Source organism: Elusimicrobiota bacterium (assembly GCA_040757695.1).
Lineage (GTDB): Bacteria > Elusimicrobiota > UBA8919 > UBA8919 > UBA8919 > JBFLWK01.
Genome location: JBFLWK010000038.1, coordinates 1 through 20464 on the forward strand (window position 1 = coordinate 1; position 20464 = coordinate 20464).

Consider the following 20464-nt stretch of genomic DNA (forward strand, 5'->3'; position numbering starts at 1 on the left):
GCTTGACTTAACTATTCATAGGAATTGTTCAGGTTTCTTGTGCATCCCTGTTTTACAGGGTTATTCCATTTTTGTCAATGAACAATATGTTTCAACATTTATTAGCAAAAATTTGCCAAACTACAGAATAATTATTTATACAAGAATAGCGGTGAGAAAAAAATCAATGATAATGCCCTTGCGGTTTTGGCTTTGTTGATTGCCGAGAGTAATCCCAAAGAAAAAGAGGTTATGGTAAAAATAATTACGAATCTTTTGTGCAGATAAGGAAATATGGTAAGAAAAGTGATAGTATATTTTGATGGTAATAAAACACCTGAAGGTGTAAGTTGCAGTTATGTACTTATTGATGAGATGAGTGGCAAGCAAAAAGAAGAAACTGTAAAATTACCGACTGAAACAACGGTGCCACAAGCAGAGTATTACGGGTTGATTCGTGCATTAAGTGCATTTAAGAAAACTGACAAAATTGAGTTAGAAATATACGGCGATAGTGAACTTGTTGTAAAACAAATTCTTGGTGAATGGGAATGCAAGAATACACAACTGAGAATTTTAAGAAGCAAAGCTAGGAATCTTTTAAACAGGTTTGCGTCCTGGAAACTCGGTTGGGTGCCTCGTACAGAAAATAAAGCAAGATAAAAAAATGGGATATAAGATTCTTGCTGATGTGGTTATATTTTTACATTTTTTATGGATACTATTCATAATTTTAGGGTTTGCACTTACAGTATTTTCGTGGAAAAAATTTTGTAATAATTTTTTGTTAAGGATAATCCATTTGTTAAGTATACTTTATACAGCATATTTAGAGATTACTGAAAAATACTGTCCGCTTACAGTTTTAGAAAATTATTTTAAAACAAAATCCGGTAATATTACCTATACAGGTTCATTTATTATTTATAATATTGAAAAACTCGTTTATCCTGATGTGCCGCCAATGATTGTAATTATTCCGACAATATGTATTGGGATAATTACACTTGTTATGTTCGGATTGAAACCACCTAAGAAACTAAAAACGATATTATGTGGAAAATAACTTTACGGATTTTCAAAGCACTTCTATTTTTGTGTGCTTTAATTTTAATCATATTATGGATTAAACAAGGTGGGTTAAAGAATATGAAATTACAAAATGAAATTTTTTGTTTAGCAAAAGAAAAGGATACTATTACAAAAGCATCACCGAAAGTTATCAATAAACAAGCGATGTATTATAAAAAACTTGATAATAACTATGTAAACTGTCAACTTTGTTTTAGAAGATGTAAAATCGCTCCAAACAGACGTGGTTTTTGTACCACACGAGAAAATCGTGATGGAATATTATACTCATTAGTTTACAGTCAGCCTTGTGCTGTCAATATTGACCCAATAGAAAAAGAGCCTGTATTCCATGCATATCCCGGCTGTGAAATTCTCTGTATTGCAACTGCTGGATGTTCTATGCGATGTAATTTCTGTCATAATTGGCAGATATCACAACAAAAACCTGAAGAAGTAAATTCTATTTATTTGCAACCTGATGAGTTTGTAAAATTAGCAAAACAGCACAAATGTGAAGGTATCTCATTTACATATTCCGAACCAACTGTGTTTTATGAGTATATGTTAGATATTTGTAAATTAGCAAAACAGCAAAATATTTTGACAGTAGTACATACTTGTGGGATTATAAATCCAGAACCATTAAATGAACTTTTGAGATATGTAGATTCTATAACTGTTGACCTTAAAGGATTTAACCAAAAGTTTTATTCTAAAGCCGTAGCACAAGAAATAACTTTATCGCATATTCTTAATACAATAAAAATTATTAAAGAATCAGGCAAACATTTGGAGATTGTCAATCTTGTAATTCCAAAATTAAATGATAATTTTGAAGATATAAAAAAAATGTGTTTATGGATTAAACAAAATTTAGGCTGTGATGTGCCACTGCATTTTAACAGGTTTTCACCCGCTTATAAATTAACCAATCTTCCAACAACACCATTAGAAACGCTTGAAGAAGCACATAAGATTGCTAAGGAAACAGGGCTTAATTATGTTTTTATCGGAAATGTTCCAGGACACAAATATAATTCCACATACTGTCCTAATTGTAAAAAGCAGTTGATTCACAGAATTCATTTTCAGATATTGGAAAACAACATAGTAAATGGGTGCTGCAAATTTTGTAACTATAAAATACCGGGTATATGGGAAGAACGGTAGATGCTAACAGCAAAAGATTATATTATCAGAGATAAAGTTGGATATAAAACCGTTTTGGAAATGGTTGAGAACAGTTGCAAGAAATTTAGCAAAAAAATTGTGATGCAAATAAAAGTTGATGGGATTTATCAAAAATATACATATCAAGATTTATGGAATAATCTGAATAATATCGCAAGCGCACTAATTAAAATTGGTTTTCAGCACGGTGAGAAGGCAGCAGTTTATAGCGAGAATAGACCTGAATGGGGTATGGCATATTTAGGGATTTCTAAAGCAGGCGGAGTGATTATTCCACTTGATGTTCAGTTAAGTATAGCCGAACTTGAATATATACTTAATCATTCAGAAACAAAAGTTGTATTTACATCTACAAAATATCTTGATAATATTACAGAAATTTTTGACAGTGTCAAAAATTTAACAAAGATTATATGTTTTGACCATATTGATGAAGAACAAAATACTATTTCGTTAAATAAATTCTTAAAAATTGGCGAAGAGTCAAATATACATATTCACCATAAAACCGAGCCTGACGATGTCATTGCTATTTTATACACATCAGGGACAACAGGCATTGCTAAAGGCGTAATGCTTACCCAGAAAAATATAATTTCAGATGTAGAACTATCAAGCCAGATGATTTATTTTGATGAGAATGACAATTTTCTATCTGTACTGCCAATTCATCACTCTTTTGAATGCACCTGTGGATTTATTACTCCACTTTATAATGGTGCATCAATCACATATGCTGAAAGTTTGAAATCCAAAAACCTTATTGATAATATAAAAGAAACAAAAGTTACAGTTATGCTCGGAGTCCCGCTTTTATTTGAAAAATTTTATTACGGTATTATGAAAGGTATTAAAGAAAAACCATTACCAATACAACTACTTTTTAAGTCAAGTATGGGTATAGTAAATATAACAAAAAAACTTATCAATAAAAAAATAGGGCGTACTGTATTTGAGGATTTACGAAAAAAAGCAGGGCTTTCATCAGTAAGAGTTTTTGTAAGTGGTGGAGGACCGTTGAGAGCGGATATTGCAGAAGCATTTGATAATTTAGGGCTTACAATTTTGCAAGGTTATGGACTAACAGAAACCTCGCCTGTTGTGGCGGTGAGCACATTAGAATATATCAATTATTACTCAGTTGGATTACCATTGCCAGAGATAGAGATTAAAATTGATAAACCAACCGAACAAGGTATTGGTGAAATTTTGGTTAAAGGACCTGTAGTGATGAAAGGATATTATAAAAATACTGAAGAGACAGACGAGATTTTACGAGATGGATGGCTGTATACTGGTGATCTTGGATACAAAGATAAAATTGGATTTTTGTATATCACAGGCAGAAAGAAAAATGTAATAGTTACACAAGGTGGCAAAAATGTTTATCCTGAAGAATTAGAATTCAAAATAAACTCATCCGATTTTATTTTGGAATCAATGGTTTATGGGATGCCTGTGTCTGAGAAAGATAGAGGTGAAAAGATATATGCAATAATTGTGCCTGATTATGAAACTATAAATATGCACAGTAAAACAATAAATAAAGAATTGGCTACTGAAGAGCAAATAGAAGCACTTATCAGCAATGAAGTAAAAAAGATAAATTCCACGCTTCCTGCTTACAAGCAGATTTCAGGATTCAAAATCTATCCTGAAGAATTAATCAAAACATCTACAAAGAAGGTGAAAAGATATCTATATTTAGAAAAACTGATACCAGTTAGTTCAAGAAAGAAATAGTATTAAAATTAGTATAAGCCATCTAACAATTGTAAATGATTAAATACGGACAACAAATAGAAATCACAATACAAAAAATTATTACTGGTGGAGATGGTATTGGTAAGTATAAAAACATTGTTGTAATGGTTCCGTATTCTGTTCCTCAGGACAAACTACTTGTCAAAATAGCAGAAGTAAAAAAAAACTTTGCCCGTGCAAAAATTTCTAAAATTATCTTGCCATCACCATTCAGAATTATTCCCGTTTGTTCTTCTCACTTCTCACTTCTCACTTCTCACTGCCTTTACTGTGGTGGCTGTAATTTTCAAATGATAAAATACGAAAAGCAACTTGATATTAAAACGAAAATTGTTCAAGATTTTTTTGATATAAGAGTTAACGAAACACTCCCTGCTGAAAATCCTTTTAGATATAGAAATAAAATTCAAATACCGATTGGTGGAAAAACAGGCAATATAATTATGGGATTTTTCCAGCCGCAGTCACATCGCATTGTTGACATAAAAAACTGTTTTTTACAAACCACAGAAGCGAATAAAATAATAAAAGAAATACGAAATTTAATAAATGAATTCAGAATTCAGCCGTATAATGAAAACAGACATATTGGTGTTTTACGACATATAGTTTTACGGCAATCTTTTGTATTTAATGAATTTATGATTATTTTCGTCACAAAAACCAATTCTATGCCGAATACAAAAGAAATCATTAGTAGAATTACAAAAAAGTTCACAAACATTGTTTCAGTTTATCAGAATATAAACCCGCATAAAACCAATGTAATTTTAGGCAACAAGAATTATAAACTTTTTGGTAGAAATACAATAAGAGAAAAAATTGGCGATATAATTTTTGAAATTTCGCCTGCTTCGTTTTTCCAAATCAACACCTATCAGACACTAAAACTTTATGAACTAATAAAAAAAATCTGTCATCTTAAAGGTGATGAAAATATAATAGATATTTACTGCGGTTGTGGTGGTATAACACTTTATCTTGGGCCATATTGCCAAAAAATTACAGGGATTGAAAAGGTTTCATCTGCTATTTCTGATGCGGTTAGAAATACGAGAATTAACAATATAAAAAACGCGGTATTTATTTGTAGTAATGCTGATTATATTCTGAAAAAAACAGATTTTCCAAAAAACAGTACTGTAATTTTAGATCCACCCCGAACAGGCTGTTCTGCAGAAGTTTTAAAAATAATTCTTGATTTGTTACCTAATAAAATTATTTATGTTTCTTGTAATCCCGCAATACTTTCACGGGATATAAAAATACTTTCTAAAAAATATCAACTCTCAGAAATTCAGCCGATTGATATGTTTCCACAAACAGCGCATATTGAATGTGTTGCGAAATTAACGCAGAGAACACAGAGGCAGACAGGATAAAAAAATTATTTAGATTCTCTGTAGCCTTTGCGTCTCTCTGTAGTGAACATTATATCAGGAAATAATAATGAATCCGCTTGAGCTTTCTGGTGCGTTAGCATATTCAGTTGTAAAAAGCAATTATATTTACAAAAATATGATTATCCAGATGAAAACTGATGAAAATGCAGTTGATATTGCCGACGATATTTTAACAGTTTCTACGATATTAAAGCAACCAATCCCGGAAATTATTATTTTGCCTGAAAACGATATTTCATTGAGAATCAAAGCACTCTCACAAATTTTGGCAGACAAAAAGTTCTGTCTCTGTACAACAGTTGGTGCAGTACACAAAAAAACATTTTCAATCGGCAATTTTAAAAAATCAATACTAAAAATTAAAAAAAATGATATAATCAATCGCAATTTGCTGATTTCACAAATAACTGAAAATGGTTATGAACGAGTTGAAATAGTAACAGAAACCGGCGAGTTTGCCGTCAGAGGCGAAATAATTGATATTTGGCAGATAACTTCAAATTTGCCAGTCAGATTTGTGTTTAATATAAATACAGTTGAGTCAATAAAAAATTTTGATGCTGCTAGCCAGCGTTCAATTTCAGAGATAAACGAAGTTGAAATACTGCCTGCAAAAGAGAAAGCAGAAACTAGTATTTTTAAACAAATGCCCAAAAACAAATTTCGGACTTTAGGCGAAAAAGATATAGTTCCATACCTGCCTGTTTCAGAGTTTAATGGTGATATTGAAGTTTTTAAACATCAATACAAACAGTGGCAGAATGATGACTTCCATGTTTTTATAGTAGCCAATAATACAGGCGAGAAACAACATCTTGCTGAACTTTTGGGTAAGCAGTATGAAAACTCAATTTTTACAGGCTCGCTTTCATCAGGTTTTGTAGTTGACGCAGACCGTATTGTTTTTATAACAACCAACGAACTTTTTTCAAGATACAAACTGAAAATCCGACCACCAAAATTTTTCAAGAAATTAGGCGAGCCAATAGAAACACTATCCGATATAAAGCCAGGTGATTTCGTTGTTCACGAAAAATACGGGATTGGGATTTACGATGGACTCAAAACACTAACTGCGGGTGGGTTTACTGCTGAATATATTTCTATTCTATATGCGGACAATGACAAACTTTTTGTCTCAATAACAGATTTTCACCGTATCCAGAAATACTTTTCTATCAGCAACAAATTACCTAAAATAAATTCGTTAGACAGCACCATTTGGGAAAGAACCAAAGCGGTTGCTGATGAAAATGCCAGAAAGTTGGCACAGCAACTTTTACAGGTTTATGCTGAACGATTAGACCTTAAACGCGAGCCGTTTATTGCCGATTCTGAATATGAAAAAAAATTTGAAGCCGAGTTCGTTTATACCGAAACACCAGACCAGCAGAAAGTAATTGAAGATATTAAAAACGATATGGTATCTCCAAGCCCGATGGAACGCTGTGTTTTTGGTGATACCGGTTTTGGCAAAACAGAGGTTGCAATGCGTGCTAGTTTAAAATCGGTTTTGAGCGGTCGGCAGGTTTGTCTGATTGCACCAACGACAGTTCTTGTTCAACAGCACGAACAAACATTTTCAGATAGGTTCGCAGATTGGCCGGTAAAAATAGAAACGCTATCCAGATTCAAAACAAAAAACCAGCAGAAAACAATCGTCAGAAACATATCAGATGGTAGAATAGATATTATTATCGGCACACATCGGCTTTTAAGTAATGATGTGAAATTCAACAATCTCGGGCTTCTGATAATAGATGATGAACATCGGTTTGGTGTTGCAGATAAAGAAAAAATCAAATCGCTAAAAAAAAATGTGGATGTTCTGTATTTGACTGCTACACCGATACCGCGTACACTTTCTCTGGCGCTTTCCGGCATAAAAAATATGTCAACTATTGAAACGCCACCTGCAGGTCGCCAGGAAGTTGAAACCACTCTTTTAGAATATAATGAAAAAACAATCGCAAATGCATTAATGTATGAAATTTCGCGTGGTGGTCAGGTATTTTATATCCATAACAGAATTGAGACAATAGAAAGTTGCTTAAACCATTTTAAACGCCAACTGCCACTGGTAAGGTTTGATTTTATACACGGTAAAATGTCATCAAAAGAAATTGAATCCAAAATGCTAAAATTCTTGCAAAAAGAATTTGATTGCCTTATCTCTACCACTATTATAGAAGCAGGTCTTGATATTCCAAATGTCAACACAATCATAGTTGAAGATACTCACAGATTCGGGCTTGGGCAACTTTATCAACTCCGAGGTCGTGTCGGGCGGTCTAAAATTAAAGCATACTGTTATCTGTTTTACAGAAAAGATTGTTTAACCGAAGATGCAGACAAACGACTTTCTGCAATAACTGACTTTACAAAACTTGGTTCCGGTTTTAGGCTGGCATTGAAGGACTTACAGATTCGTGGTGCCGGTGAACTATTAGGCAAACGCCAACACGGCTATATTGATTCTATCGGTTTTGATATGTACTTACGGCTTTTAGAAAAACATTCAAACGAGATTAAAGGTCTACCGACTAAAGAAGAACCAAATCCTGAAATAGATATTTTTGTTGATGCTGTTATTCCAAAAACATATATAGATAACGAATTACAACGAATTGGGTTTTACAAACGGATTTTAACAGCCAGTGCTCCCAAAGAACTCAACGAACTTGCAATAGAATTAGCAGACCGTTTTGGCAAAATGCCAGTTGAGGTTGAGAACCTGTTAGAGATAGGCAGCATTCGGCTGGTTGCCAAACAACTCAAAATCTTGAAAATCGCTACTACATCTTCTACCACCACAGAATCCATTTTGATAAAGTTTTCTATAGATACATCTGTAGAGCCGTCAAAAATCATAGCCGTCTTAAAAAACAACAAATTGAATTTCAAATTTGGTCAAACCGATTTAATAGAGATTTTTTTTAAGGGGGGGAAGGGGGGGAATAAGGATTACTCACAAAAAGAAAAAATTATTTTTGTTAAAAAACTATTGCAATCTTTTCAATAATTATGTATAATAAAAACATTGGGGGTGAAATGAATAACGCAAAACAGACGCAGAACAAGACGCAAAACCAACGCAGAGCAAGGATATGGTTTTACCTTTTACCTTTTATCTTTTACCTTCTACCTGCTTTTATCGGGTGTACAAAAAAATCGGAACTGATTCTAGCAAAAATAGATGGTGAAAAAATTACACTTGAAGAATTCCAGAAATTATTGGATAATGCGCCGTATCAACTTCAGGATTATTTAGCCACCGATACAGGACGCAAACAGTATCTTGATGCGATGGTAAAAGAAAAAATGGTTTCGGTTGCTGCCAGAAAGGAAGGTATTGCCAAACGTCCCGCTGTTAAGAAACAGCTTGCTGAACTTGAAAAACGGCTTAAAGATAATTACGAAAAATTGAAAAATGAGATAGTCGTGAATGAGTTATTGAAAGAAAAAGTTATTCTTGGCGATAGCGATGTCAGCAACTATTACGAAAAGCATAAGGAAGAATTTGAAAAGCCAACTGAACTAAAAGTGAGTCATATACTATTAGCAACTGAAGATGATGCTGCACGATTGCTTACTCGGCTAAAAAAAGGCGAGGAATTTGCTAAACTTGCAAAAGAACATTCAGTAGATAAAATGACTGCTGAAAAAGGTGGCGAACTCGGCTTTTTCCGAAAACGACAGTATGTGAAAGAGTTTGAAGATGCTGCATTTAGACTTAAAAAAGTTGGTGATATTTCCAATATTGTAAAAACACCGCTTGGCTATCATATAATTAAACTTACAGACAGAAAACAACTCAAACCGCAGAAACTTGAAGATTCTGAACTGGAGATAAAAGAAATCCTGCAAAAAGAAAAACTTGACAGATACTTGGACGGGCTTTCCAAAAAGTATAAGCCGACAATAAATTATGAACTATTAGTGAACCCCAAGTTAAATGGTTAAATGGTTAGATGGCTAAATGGCTAGCAATGTAACCATTTACTGATTCTTGGTGGTCATTGTTTGAAATTCCTGTACATTAAATTAGAGCAACTGAATAGTATTCGTCAGTTTGTCAAGTATCTCGTTAATTATCTTAACCAGAAATAGAAACCGGTCTTTTATAGGGAGGTGTATTAAGAAGTTCAGGGTTACCTAACTTCATCATACAAGGAGCAAAAATGAAGAATACAGAACAGACACAAAATATGGAAACAAGGGAATATGGAAACAAGGGAATATGGAAACAAGGGAATACAATAAAATACTTATTTCTATATTTCTATATTTTCATATTTTCTTATTTTTCCTGCCTTTCTGCTGCGGTAGTTAATAAAACGATTGCCAAAGTCAACGATGAAGTAATTTTACAAAAGGATTACGACGAAGTTGTTAATCCCGTTATAGAGCAGCTGAATAAAAACTATAGCGAAGTAATCTCAAAAGAAGAACTTGATAAAAAAATTGATGAGATAAAGAAGGAACTGCTTAATCAGATGATTGACCAGAAATTGCTTTTACAGGAAGCGAAAAAGAAGAATATAAAAGTTAATAAACGAGAAATAGAAAACGGTATTGAAATAGTCAAAGAACGGTTTAAGCAAAAAAACGGGAAACTGCTTACACCGACGGAAGCGGAGGCAGAATTTCAGGCAGAAATGAGAAAACAGAACCTTACGATGACTCAATTTCGTGATAAAATCAGAGAAGATATTATGGTTAACAAACTGATAGATAGTGAAGTTGTTTCTAAGGTGACTCCGCCGTTAGAAGACGAGTTAAAAAATTATTATGAAAAAAACAAGGATAAATTAGACGAGCCGGAAAAGGTTTCAGTCAAACATATACTCATTCGTGTTGATAAGAATGCATCAACAAAAGACAGATCACAGGCGTTGAATAAGATAAAAGAAATTCAACAGAAACTGAAAAAAGGTGATGATTTTGCGAAACTCGCTGAAGAATACTCGGAAGACCCCGGAAGCGCCCAAAATGGTGGCGACCTCGGGTTCATTGTGCGTGGTATGATGGTCAAAAACTTTGAAGATGCTGCGTTCAAGACACCTGTTGGTGAAATTTCTGATTTTTTTGAGACGGAATTCGGCTATCATATATTGAAAGTTGAAGCGAAACAGGCAAAACAAAAAAGAACATATTCTCAGGTTAAAAATAATCTTGAGAAATATCTGGTAATGGAAAAGAGACAACAGCATTATGAGAATTACATAAAAAGTATTAGAGATAAATCAAACATTTCAACAAGCGATATAAAATGAAATGTCAAAACCTACCATTGTTATTACTGTTGGCGACCCGGCGGGTATAGGTCCGGAAATCGTAAAAAAAACGGTTTCACAAAAATCAGTTCTTAAAATCTGTAACCCGGTTGTAATTGGCAGTTCAAAAAATTTTGTTCCTGGAAAGCATTCTAAAAAAAGCGATGTGGCTGCAGTTTCGTTTTTGAATAAAGCAGTAGAACTTGTGAAAAATGGCGAAGCAGATGCAATAATTACAGCGCCAGTTTCTAAATCAGCATTTGGAAGAATAGGCGGGCATACCGAATTTCTTGCGAATAGATTCGGACTAAAAAATGTTGAAATGCTGATGGTTGCGGACAATATAAAGGTGCTGTTACTAACAAGACATATCCCACTGAAAGATGTATCAAAAAATATAAGTACAAAAAAAATTGCTGAAACTACAATATATGTTTGTGATTTTATAAAGCAATTTTTTAGAATAAAAAATCCTAAAATAGTCATTTGCGGATTGAATCCACACTGTGCTGATAATGGATTGATTGGTAATGATGAAAAGCAGAAAATAATTCCTGCGATACAAATTCTTAAAAAAAATGGGTTTAATGTAACAGGACCGGTAAATCCAGAAATCGCATTCTTATCAAAAAACTCGGATTTGATTGTCTGTATGTATCACGACCAAGCGATGCTGCCGCTAAAGATTTTACAACCTGATAAGATAGTAAATGTAACTGTCGGGCTTCCTTTTATACGAACTTCGCCAGGGCATGGTACTGCTTACGATATTGCAGGTAAAGGTATTGCGAATCCTTCAGCAATGATAGAAGCGATAAAACTTGCTGCTTTCTTGACAGAAGGCAATTAAAAATGCTTTCTACCACAATTTTACATTTTACATTTTACATTTTTAATTGATTCTAATATGTCTGATGTTTTAGTATTAAACAAAAAATTTTATGCGATTCATATAACAACATGGCAAAAAGCACTCTCGCTTGTTTATGTTGACCATGCCAGTGTTGTTGATAGTAGTTATAAAACATATTCTTTTAGTGACTGGAAGGATATTTCACAGTATATAAAAGAACATCCAGCTGGTTTTGTCCATACACCATCGTTTAAGATTGCAATTCCGGAAGTCATCCTTTTGAAATTCTACGATGAACTTCCACCGATGGATATAAAATTTACACGAAAAAACATTTACGAACATTACAAATATAGATGCTGTTATTGTGGCAAGAAGAAACCTACCAGCGAACTCAATCTTGAACATGTGATTCCGGTAAGTCGTGGTGGTACAACTGATTGGCTGAATGTTGTTATCGCTTGTATTACCTGCAATCTCAAGAAAGCGAATCGGACACCTGCTGAAGCAGGAATGAGACTACGGGTTATACCATCCAAACCTGAATGGAAAGGACCTATCTCACTGTGTCTTAAAACAGGTATAAAACTTAAAGCATCGTGGCAGAAGTTTATTGATACTATTTACTGGAATACTGAGTTAGAATAACGCGATTTAGCGATTATGAGAGCATGCATTGGACAGCACTTTCTGATTGATAAAAATATCGCCCGAAAAATAGTTAATTCCTTAAATATTCTGCCATCTGACACAATTATAGAAATAGGTGCTGGAGATGGGGTTTTAACAGCAGAACTTAAAAAATTTTTGTCTCCCAAAAAAATAATTGCAGTTGAAATTGATAAAATTCTTGCGGCTAAACTTGCTAAAAAATTTTACGGGATAAAAATTGTCAATACAGATTTTTTAAGATGGCGGGTTCCGAAAAAACGAAAACTGAAATTTGTTGCAAACCTGCCGTACTATATTGCAACTGCAATTATCCATAAAATTCTGCATCTGAATAATTGGGAACTGGCGGTTTTTACAATTCAAAAAGAGGTTGCCAACCGGATAAAAGCACAGCATGGTACAACTGACTACGGTATTTTATCTGTTGCATCTCAATTATTTTGTAAGATTGAAAAATTGGTTGAGATACCAAGCAGTTGTTTCAAACCTCAACCTGAAGTTACATCAACTGTAATAAAACTTACACGGCTCAAAAAACCGCTTGTTACAAAGAATAATGAAAAGAATTTTTTTAGAGTTGTTAAATCGGCTTTTTTACACAGGCGTAAAACGATATTAAACTCGCTCGCTATTGAACTTAAAGTTGGCAGGGATATTTTATTAAAAAAACTTTTACAGTCAGGTATTTCACCTTCTGCACGGGCAGAAATGGTTTCAATAAATGATTTTATAAAACTGACTAAAGTTTTGTTTTGATTTTAACAGTTTTTTTAAAAAATTAAGTATCACATTAGCGATAATATGAGTATCACATTAGCGATAATATGAATATCATATTAGCGACAATGTGATAATACAAAGATGAAAAAATTTAATCGCGCTAATTTTGGCTTCACACTGATTGAACTGATGATTGCTGTTGCAGTCATCGCTATTCTGCTTGGTATTTCTGTAACCAAGATGGGCGGGATTTTACAAAAAATAAAAATAGAACAGGCAAAAGGACAGATGAAAGCATTAGCAATCGCACTCAAAGAGTTCTATATAGATGTCGGCTGTTTTCCACCGCTAGATTCTACAGAGACTGTTTGGGCTAATGGAGCTTTAGGGTATGCTGTTACTGGCGGGACAGGTAATCTTGCTGCCCCGAATGGAAATACTATGATTCCGTGGGAAGATTATCTGATAAGGAATCTAAATGCGTATAACGGCTTACCAAACTCTAAAGCAGGTGGGCCTTATATTAGTAAATGTCCTAATGACCCATGGAAACACAGGTATCTGTTTAGAAATTCAGCAGACTTTACTAATATACTGCCTGCGATTGTCTGTATGGGACCCAAAGGAATAGATAACGGTGCCAATCTTGCCACTTCAACTTTTGAGCCGCGTATATATAATATATGGGAACCTGCTTGGAAAGAAAAATATAAACCTGATAAAGAGGGCTTTTCGTTTATACCACGTAATGAAAATGCTGACCATCTTCCTACTGGCAGTGATCCTGATTTCTTAATCGTTTTATGGATGGGAAGTAAATAAGAAATGCAAAATGATAAAACAATTTTTTTTATTCTCTTGGTTTCGTATTTACTTTTTTATCAACCTTTTTCTGATGTTAACGAACGAAGCCGGCTCGCATTAACATATTCAATTGTTAATTACCACACTTTCAATATAGACAACTATCATACCTATACGATTGACAAAGCGTTTTATAACGGGCACTATTTTTGTGATAAAGCGCCTGGTATCTCGTTGATTGCTGTACCTGTTTTTGCAGTATTGAAATTTGCAGGGTTGCCATCATCACCTTCGCCTGTTGTCAGGCAGGTGTTAAGTTTCATATTTTCTGCAATCCCGACGATAATCCTTGTTTTTTATCTCTATAAGTTTTTATGCCAATTAAATGTTAATGAAACAACTGCAAAAATTGTTATTCTCGGATATTCGCTTGCAACACTCGCATTCCCGTTTTCGCTTGTCTTTTATCCATATCAACTGGTATCTTGTCTTGTATTCATTTCTTTTTATTTTGTATATAACAAAAAAAAGTACTTTCTTTCTGGGTTGATATGTGGGCTGGCGATTATTTCGGAGTATACAGTGTTGCCAGTTATTTTTTTTATTTTTGTTTATATCTTCTTTACAAACCGCCGACAAACTGGGATTTTTGTTATATCTATAATACCGTTTATTCTGCTTAATATGGTTTATAACAAAATATGTTTTGATAATTTTTTCACTATTGGGTATTGTTATGAATTCTGGAAAAGTTTTAATACAGAGATGTCAAAAGGTTTATTTGGAATAAGTCGGTTTAGTTTTTCAAATTTTTATCAGATAACTGTAAGTCCGTATCGTGGTTTATTTTTTTACTCGCCTTGGTTGGTATTAACTTTTTTTGGGATCAAGAAATTTTACAAAAATTTCAGGCAAGAGTTTATTTTGTTTTCAGCGATTGTGATATATTTTTTTATTCTTGGTGCTTCATACTGGAGTCCTTGTGGTGGCACAATAGTAGGTCCGCGGATTTTAGTGCCGATGTTACCATTTTTTATTGTGTTTGCTGGTTTTGTAACGACAAAATTGCTGTTGGCTTGTTTTGTTGTCTTTTCGTTTTTGATTATTTTTTCGGTTGTTTTAACGAATATCCATCTGAATCAATTTGAATTGAACCCAATACTTAATAATGTTGTACCATCTGTTTTATCTGGCGATTTCATACGACATTGGAGTTTGATATTAGGTTATCTTGTGTGTTTGATTTTATCCGTTAGAAAACATTTTGTGGTCTCAAAAAGAATATAATCAACAATGCGATTGATATGAAAGGTCCGAATGGAATGAAATCGGTTCTTTTTTTTATGCCGATTAACATCAGCAATAAACCTGTCAATCCGCCGATAAAACAGGCGATTAGCAGTGCAACAAAGACATTTTGAACACCTAAAAAACTGCCACCTGCTGCCAGCAGTTTTACATCACCACCGCCCATAACTTCTTTCTTATAGATTCTGGCGCCAATAATTGCAACAAGCCAGAGAATTCCAGCACCTAAAATCGCACCACCAATAGAACAAAAAAAATTGTTTTTTACAATCGGATTTACAAAACTTGAAAGAAGTCCAAAAATCAAAAGCGAGACAGATAAAATATCAGGAATAATTCTTAAATGCAAGTCAATAAACGAGATAATAATTAAATAAATTGAAAGAATTAGAAAAATTAAAAGATTAAACGAAATACAGAAATTCAGATAACCGAAAAGAAATAACAGACCCGTCAGAAGTTCAACAGACGGATATTCAATTGCAATTTTTGTTTTACAGTTTCTGCATCTTCCACCTAAAATCAAGAAACTGATTACTGGCAGGTTGTCTTTCCATCTTATAGGAATAAGACATTTCGGGCAGTGCGAGGCAGGTTTTACAATTGATTTGCCGTAAGGCAGCCGTCTGATTACTACATTCGCAAACGAGCCGAAAAAAGTGCCAATGATAAATGTAAAAATTGCTAACATCAATCGTGTCATTGCGAACGAAGTGAAGCAATCTCATGAGATTACTTCGTCGTTAAACGCTCCTCGTAATGACGGCTTAAAAAATTTTATATATACAATTACCAAGTGCTTATTATTTCTTGTTTTGTATCTTTATGTGTGCAATTGACCCAAACTTTGCCAAAATCAGATGACGAACTATCCGGATAAACCCATCCACCGCCTGTATCAGCATCAATATCGTTAGTAGCGGTCATTTCATCTGTTTTATCAGGATGACCGTAGGCGCCGATTCTGGTCAGCGGCAGTTCTTCAATATACTGTGTAGTAAGCCCTGCCAGGTTTGATGGAAACTCACCTTCGTTCCTGGCATAATATATTCTGATACAGGACCGCAGCACACCGAGATTGCCTTTTGTAGAGCCTTCTCTTGCTTTTCGCATAAGGTCTGCAAACCGCGGAACCGCTATAGCAGCGAGTGTTCCAACAATTGCAATAACAACCATCAGTTCAACCAATGTGAAGCCGAAAGGCTCACGATTGAGTTTTTTCATATAAAATTATTTTACAAAAAAAATTGGTTTTGTCAAGAGAGATTAATCGCAATTGAAATAAATAAAAGCACATTACCTAATAGCGGAATAAAATCAGCAAGGATACCCAACGGGTCAGTAAAATAAAGTGAATAATGAAATGTTACAGAAAAATATATCAGACAGAAAAGCAAGAAGCCAGCAGTTGTTTTAATATTTTTATAAAAAATTAGAATTGCCGGAATTGTAAGAACCATAGAATAGAGAAGAGCGTTAGGCAGAATAATTACAGATACTAAAATCACAAGTGCAAAAATCGCTAAATTATCAAGTTTTTTTAGTTGTACAAAAATTACCGCTAACAAAATAGCAAATACCAAAAAATACAGAATATAAAACAAGAAAGCTGAATTAATAATCAACGCAGCAGCGACTCTGTTATCCAAAAACATTCTTCCCAATAGTGCAAAAACACTCTTACTTAACGGCATTATGTATCTATCTGAGTTCTGGCTCACAGTTGATAATGCAGTTAAAAAATGTGAATAAAGTTCAACCGGTATAATCAAAACAGAAAAGATTAAAAAAATAGAGACAGTGAATAACATCAGTATAATCGCTTTTAAGTTTCGTTTGAATAAAAAATATACTGAAAAAATAATCGGCGTAAGTTTGATAAGCGTCAGAAACCCAACAATAATACCAATCGAATTTTGTTTGTTTTTACTGATTAGATAAAATGCGAGATATACAAAAAACAGTATTACTATATCAATTTGTCCGATAAAAAGGCAGAGAAAGAACGGATTGAAGTTATAAAGTATAAGGAATAACAGTAGTTTATTAGTCAGCCCGAGTATTTTTGCAACAAACCACCAACTTACAAAAAAAAATATGAACATATTTAACAGTATCCAAATTTTTGCTGATATATTTATCGGGAATAAGGTAACTGGCATAAAAAGAACCAAAAACGTTGGTGGATAAATAAAATACCGTGTTTTACCCTTAACATTTGGTTGAACAGCAAAATACGGGGATATCTTATAACTGAAAAAATCTATTGTTGTCTCGTAATAGACATAAAAATCTACCAGGTCATGTAGTACTTTTTCTTTCAAGAATTTTCTATAATTCAGGGTATTTAATACAGTTATAACTAATAAAAAAACCAGAACTATTTTTTTCATACAAGTATGATTATATCATAAATTTAATACGAAATCAACGAATAAAAAAAGTCCCCCAATTATATCGGGGGACTTTTCACATAAAACGGTCTACCCTTACTTACCATGATGTGATATATGTGACTCTCGAATCATACAGAGAGCACAGTACATGCATTTCACCAAGTGTAGCACCTCTATACCACCATCTTCCCTGATTAGCATCAACATTCACACCTGTTGTTTGAATACTTGTTCCAAAAATAGTAGTGGTAGTATCAGAAAGTGCAGTAATACCAAGTTTCACTGATGGCAATTTATCCAGATACTTTGTCACAAATGGTCCTGTTGTATTATTGAAAGTAGTTGTTGTCGCACCTTCAGCAACTTCAGTACCATCGTTATTTGCTAAATCTGAATAAGGATAAATGCCTTCTTGCTCACCATAGTAAATGGTGAGTGCAGAACGGATTGCTCCAAGTGAACCTTTGGTTGCACCCTCTTTTGACTTCCTGATGAGGTCTGCGAATTTAGGGATTGCGATTGCTGCCAATATACCTATAATAGCGACCACAATCATCAGTTCAATAAGGGTAAACCCTTTTTTTACCTTTTTCATTGTTTTTCACCCCCTTTTTCTTAATCACGAATACTCACGAATGTTATCCCGAATTATCCCGAATAAATCCGTGAATTGGTTTTCATCCCAATGACTATTGGGACTACATCGACCTAATATAATCATAACAAATTATTGTTATTTTGTCAAGTCCTTTTTTAAACATGCGAATTTTTTGCAAACAAGGGTCAGACATCGCGAATTATCGCGAATAAAAAGCTCGTCGGTAAATCTGATAGATTCCCACTTTTGTGGGAGTGACATTTCCATTATGTGATTTTTGACACACCCACTATTATCCACTATCTTCTATCTCTTATCTGTCTTTTTTTTATCCTGCTTTGCCAGCCAGGCCGCCTAACGAGAACATCGGCATAAACATCGCTATAACAATCGCACCAATCACAACACCCATTACGCAGATAACTATCGGTTCTATCATAGATGTAAGCCCTTTTACTGCGACATCTACTTCCTGGTCGTAAAAATCAGCAATTTTAGTAAGCATCGTATCAAGGTTTCCCGTCTCTTCACCGACTGAAATCATCTGGGTAACCATTGGTGGGAATACCTGTGATTTTTTTAGCGGGTCGGCTATTTTTTCACCTTCCCGGATTGACTCCTTTGCCTGCAAAATTGCCTTCTCTATAACCTTGTTGCCTGATGTCTGTGCTACAGTATCTAACGCCTGTAATATAGGCACACCTGATTTTACCAATGTGCCGAGCGTTCTTGTGAATTTGGCAACTGCTACTTTTCGTAAGAGTACCCCGAAAAGCGGCAGTTTCAGGAAATATGTATCCATCAGGAATTTACCTTTTTCGGTTTTATAGTACTGCATAATCCCAACAATTACTGCAATCACACCGAGTATCAAAAAAATAAGTGAATGCCTTAAAAAGTTGGAAATCATAATTAACACTTTAGTTGGTCCTGGCAGTTCCGCACCGAAACTTGTGAATATTTCTTGGAATGTAGGTATTACACCAACAAGCAAAAAGATTGTAACAGCCGTTGCTATAATGGCGACAACTGCGGGATATACCAGCGCACCTTTTACTTTGCCACGAAGCGCATCTGCTGCTTCTAAATATGCAGAAAGCCGTTCTAAAATCACATCTAAAATACCGCCGACTTCACCTGCTTTTATCATAGAGACATACAATTCTGAAAATGCATCCGGCTGTTTTTTCATAGCGTCTGCAATAGATATACCGGCTTTAATATCATCGGTAACGCTATTCACCACTTTTTTGAATGCTGGATTCTCAACCTGGTCGCCAAGTATTGTAAGTCCTTGAACAATCGGTACACCTGCTGATACAAGTGTTGAAAGTTGTCGTGAAAACAGCACAAGGTCTTTTGCGGTAGTATGTGGTTTCAGCGGGTTGAGTTTTTTTAATGTATCAAGCGGATTTTTTTTGGCAATATGGATTTCTAAAAGAATCACCCGCTGTGCCCTTAACTTGTTGATTGCGGTTGTCTGGTCTGTTGCATCTATTGTGCCTGCTGTCTCAGCACCTGATGGTAGTCGTACTTTGTAATTAAAAAGTGGCATAATTATTCGCTCCCCGCTTCTACCCGAATAGCAACCGAATTTTACCGAATGTTAACCGAATAAACTTTAACTATTCGGTTATATTTGGCGATTTTATTTGGTGCTTTTATTCGGGCTTTTAAGTTTTATAAAAGTATCAAGATTTTTAACCTTGTTTTCTGATTTCTGTTTTTTTAAGTTAACCAGTGCGAGTTGACGATATGACTGTGCCTCTGTGTTTGACGGATTTAATTTTAGTGTTAATAAGAAATCTTTATTTGCCTGAACAAAATCACCTAACACATAATAAGAATACCCACGGGAATAGTATGTGATATCGTTCGGTTTTTCTTTGGAATGGTTTATTGATTCTGTAAAGTATTTGATTGACTCTTCATAATTATCTTTCATCTGACAGATTAGCCCGATGTTATAGTATGCTTCAGGACTGTTAGGTTCAAGTTCAATAATTTTATTCAAATCCGTTAATGCAGATTCATATTTTTTTTTGCTAGCGTAAAGTGTAGCACGGTTATTATAAGCATCAACAAAGTTCGGATTTAATTCAATTGCTTTATTAAAATCAGCCATTGCATTATTTGGTTTATTTTTGTTGATATAAGCAAGTCCACGTATATTATAGATATTTGGGTCAAACGGATTCAGTTTTATTGATGTTGTAAAAAGTTGTATTGCTGTATCAAACTGTTCGTTATAAAAATTATTTAACCCTTCAGTATATGGGATTTTAGATTCCGAGATTCGTTTTACAGTTAGTAAATCCTGTTTTGACTTTTTAATATTTTCTACGCCACCTTTTTTTTTATAGAGTTGGGCTCTCAAAATATATGCTTCTTTGAATACCGGATTCAGTTTGATAGCAGTATTCAAA

Annotated in this window: 20 protein-coding genes; 14 read left to right on the forward strand and 6 right to left on the reverse strand. The window is 34.1% G+C overall.

Annotated features, from left to right (window positions below):
- From AB1349_07750 to AB1349_07815, 14 genes are all read left to right on the forward strand, one after another.
- Positions 1-199 (forward strand): hypothetical protein (locus AB1349_07750; GenBank protein MEW6557232.1); only part of this gene is annotated, 199 nt, incomplete at its 5' end.
- Positions 200-273: 74 nt separating this feature from the next.
- The gene (locus tag AB1349_07755; protein MEW6557233.1) at positions 274-642 is read left to right on the forward strand and encodes a ribonuclease HI family protein; all 369 of its coding nucleotides are present in this window, start codon (positions 274-276) and stop codon (positions 640-642) included.
- A gap of 4 nt (positions 643-646) precedes the next feature.
- The gene (locus AB1349_07760) at positions 647-1045 is read left to right on the forward strand and encodes a DUF2784 domain-containing protein (protein ID MEW6557234.1); all 399 of its coding nucleotides are present in this window, start codon (positions 647-649) and stop codon (positions 1043-1045) included.
- Positions 1046-1128: 83 nt separating this feature from the next.
- A complete protein-coding gene (amrS, locus tag AB1349_07765) occupies positions 1129-2223 on the forward strand; it encodes an AmmeMemoRadiSam system radical SAM enzyme (protein MEW6557235.1) in 1095 nt (364 codons plus the stop codon).
- Positions 2224-3987 carry an AMP-binding protein gene (locus tag AB1349_07770; protein MEW6557236.1) on the forward strand — a complete coding sequence of 588 codons (1764 nt, stop codon included), beginning with the start codon at positions 2224-2226 and terminating at the stop codon, positions 3985-3987.
- 35 nt (positions 3988-4022) lie between these two features.
- Positions 4023-5390 (forward strand): 23S rRNA (uracil(1939)-C(5))-methyltransferase RlmD, encoded by a 1368-nt coding sequence (rlmD, locus tag AB1349_07775; protein MEW6557237.1) that lies wholly within the window; start codon positions 4023-4025, stop codon positions 5388-5390.
- A 67-nt stretch (positions 5391-5457) separates the two neighbouring features.
- Positions 5458-8433 carry a transcription-repair coupling factor gene (gene mfd, locus AB1349_07780; GenBank protein ID MEW6557238.1) on the forward strand — a complete coding sequence of 992 codons (2976 nt, stop codon included), beginning with the start codon at positions 5458-5460 and terminating at the stop codon, positions 8431-8433.
- A 29-nt stretch (positions 8434-8462) separates the two neighbouring features.
- A complete protein-coding gene (locus AB1349_07785; GenBank protein ID MEW6557239.1) occupies positions 8463-9374 on the forward strand; it encodes a peptidylprolyl isomerase in 912 nt (303 codons plus the stop codon).
- Positions 9375-9592: 218 nt separating this feature from the next.
- On the forward strand, positions 9593-10687 hold the full coding sequence (locus tag AB1349_07790) for a peptidylprolyl isomerase (protein ID MEW6557240.1): 1095 nt from the start codon (positions 9593-9595) through the stop codon (positions 10685-10687).
- A 1-nt stretch (position 10688) separates the two neighbouring features.
- Entirely contained in the window at positions 10689-11537 is an 849-nt protein-coding gene (locus tag AB1349_07795) for a 4-hydroxythreonine-4-phosphate dehydrogenase PdxA (protein MEW6557241.1), read from the forward strand.
- A gap of 57 nt (positions 11538-11594) precedes the next feature.
- Positions 11595-12188: an HNH endonuclease gene (locus tag AB1349_07800; GenBank protein MEW6557242.1), complete on the forward strand. Its 594-nt coding sequence runs from the start codon at positions 11595-11597 to the stop codon at positions 12186-12188.
- Between the two features lie 15 nt (positions 12189-12203).
- Positions 12204-12968 (forward strand): 16S rRNA (adenine(1518)-N(6)/adenine(1519)-N(6))-dimethyltransferase RsmA, encoded by a 765-nt coding sequence (gene rsmA, locus AB1349_07805; protein MEW6557243.1) that lies wholly within the window; start codon positions 12204-12206, stop codon positions 12966-12968.
- Between the two features lie 105 nt (positions 12969-13073).
- Entirely contained in the window at positions 13074-13754 is a 681-nt protein-coding gene (locus tag AB1349_07810; GenBank protein ID MEW6557244.1) for a type II secretion system protein GspG, read from the forward strand.
- A gap of 3 nt (positions 13755-13757) precedes the next feature.
- On the forward strand, positions 13758-15023 hold the full coding sequence (locus AB1349_07815; protein ID MEW6557245.1) for a hypothetical protein: 1266 nt from the start codon (positions 13758-13760) through the stop codon (positions 15021-15023).
- Here the strand turns inward: AB1349_07815 and AB1349_07820 are convergent.
- The 6 genes from AB1349_07820 to AB1349_07845 all read right to left on the reverse strand — a co-directional run.
- Positions 14989-15747 carry a prepilin peptidase gene (locus AB1349_07820; GenBank protein MEW6557246.1) on the reverse strand — a complete coding sequence of 253 codons (759 nt, stop codon included), beginning with the start codon at positions 15745-15747 and terminating at the stop codon, positions 14989-14991. The two genes, AB1349_07815 and AB1349_07820, sit on opposite strands and share 35 nt — an antisense overlap.
- Positions 15748-15833: 86 nt before the next feature.
- Positions 15834-16268 (reverse strand): type II secretion system protein, encoded by a 435-nt coding sequence (locus AB1349_07825; protein ID MEW6557247.1) that lies wholly within the window; start codon positions 16266-16268, stop codon positions 15834-15836.
- A 32-nt stretch (positions 16269-16300) separates the two neighbouring features.
- Positions 16301-17437, reverse strand: coding sequence for a glycosyltransferase family 87 protein (locus tag AB1349_07830; protein MEW6557248.1), 1137 nt, complete (start codon positions 17435-17437; stop codon positions 16301-16303).
- A 100-nt stretch (positions 17438-17537) separates the two neighbouring features.
- Entirely contained in the window at positions 17538-18035 is a 498-nt protein-coding gene (locus AB1349_07835; protein MEW6557249.1) for a prepilin-type N-terminal cleavage/methylation domain-containing protein, read from the reverse strand.
- 331 nt (positions 18036-18366) lie between these two features.
- On the reverse strand, positions 18367-19593 hold the full coding sequence (locus AB1349_07840) for a type II secretion system F family protein (protein MEW6557250.1): 1227 nt from the start codon (positions 19591-19593) through the stop codon (positions 18367-18369).
- 93 nt (positions 19594-19686) lie between these two features.
- Positions 19687-20464: tetratricopeptide repeat protein (locus tag AB1349_07845; protein MEW6557251.1), on the reverse strand; the 778-nt coding region annotated here is incomplete at its 5' end.

Coding starts and splice junctions, on each gene's coding strand:
- AB1349_07840 (MEW6557250.1), bottom strand. CDS start 19,593: ATGCCACTTTTTAATTACAAAGTACGACTACCATCAGGTGCTGAGACA.
- amrS (MEW6557235.1), top strand. CDS start 1,129: ATGAAATTACAAAATGAAATTTTTTGTTTAGCAAAAGAAAAGGATACT.
- AB1349_07785 (MEW6557239.1), top strand. CDS start 8,463: ATGAATAACGCAAAACAGACGCAGAACAAGACGCAAAACCAACGCAGA.
- AB1349_07770 (MEW6557236.1), top strand. CDS start 2,224: ATGCTAACAGCAAAAGATTATATTATCAGAGATAAAGTTGGATATAAA.
- AB1349_07835 (MEW6557249.1), bottom strand. CDS start 18,035: ATGAAAAAGGTAAAAAAAGGGTTTACCCTTATTGAACTGATGATTGTG.
- AB1349_07800 (MEW6557242.1), top strand. CDS start 11,595: ATGTCTGATGTTTTAGTATTAAACAAAAAATTTTATGCGATTCATATA.
- AB1349_07830 (MEW6557248.1), bottom strand. CDS start 17,437: ATGAAAAAAATAGTTCTGGTTTTTTTATTAGTTATAACTGTATTAAAT.
- AB1349_07815 (MEW6557245.1), top strand. CDS start 13,758: ATGCAAAATGATAAAACAATTTTTTTTATTCTCTTGGTTTCGTATTTA.
- AB1349_07825 (MEW6557247.1), bottom strand. CDS start 16,268: ATGAAAAAACTCAATCGTGAGCCTTTCGGCTTCACATTGGTTGAACTG.
- AB1349_07795 (MEW6557241.1), top strand. CDS start 10,689: ATGTCAAAACCTACCATTGTTATTACTGTTGGCGACCCGGCGGGTATA.
- AB1349_07810 (MEW6557244.1), top strand. CDS start 13,074: ATGAAAAAATTTAATCGCGCTAATTTTGGCTTCACACTGATTGAACTG.
- AB1349_07760 (MEW6557234.1), top strand. CDS start 647: ATGGGATATAAGATTCTTGCTGATGTGGTTATATTTTTACATTTTTTA.
- AB1349_07820 (MEW6557246.1), bottom strand. CDS start 15,747: ATGACACGATTGATGTTAGCAATTTTTACATTTATCATTGGCACTTTT.
- AB1349_07755 (MEW6557233.1), top strand. CDS start 274: ATGGTAAGAAAAGTGATAGTATATTTTGATGGTAATAAAACACCTGAA.
- mfd (MEW6557238.1), top strand. CDS start 5,458: ATGAATCCGCTTGAGCTTTCTGGTGCGTTAGCATATTCAGTTGTAAAA.
- rlmD (MEW6557237.1), top strand. CDS start 4,023: ATGATTAAATACGGACAACAAATAGAAATCACAATACAAAAAATTATT.
- rsmA (MEW6557243.1), top strand. CDS start 12,204: ATGAGAGCATGCATTGGACAGCACTTTCTGATTGATAAAAATATCGCC.
- AB1349_07790 (MEW6557240.1), top strand. CDS start 9,593: ATGAAGAATACAGAACAGACACAAAATATGGAAACAAGGGAATATGGA.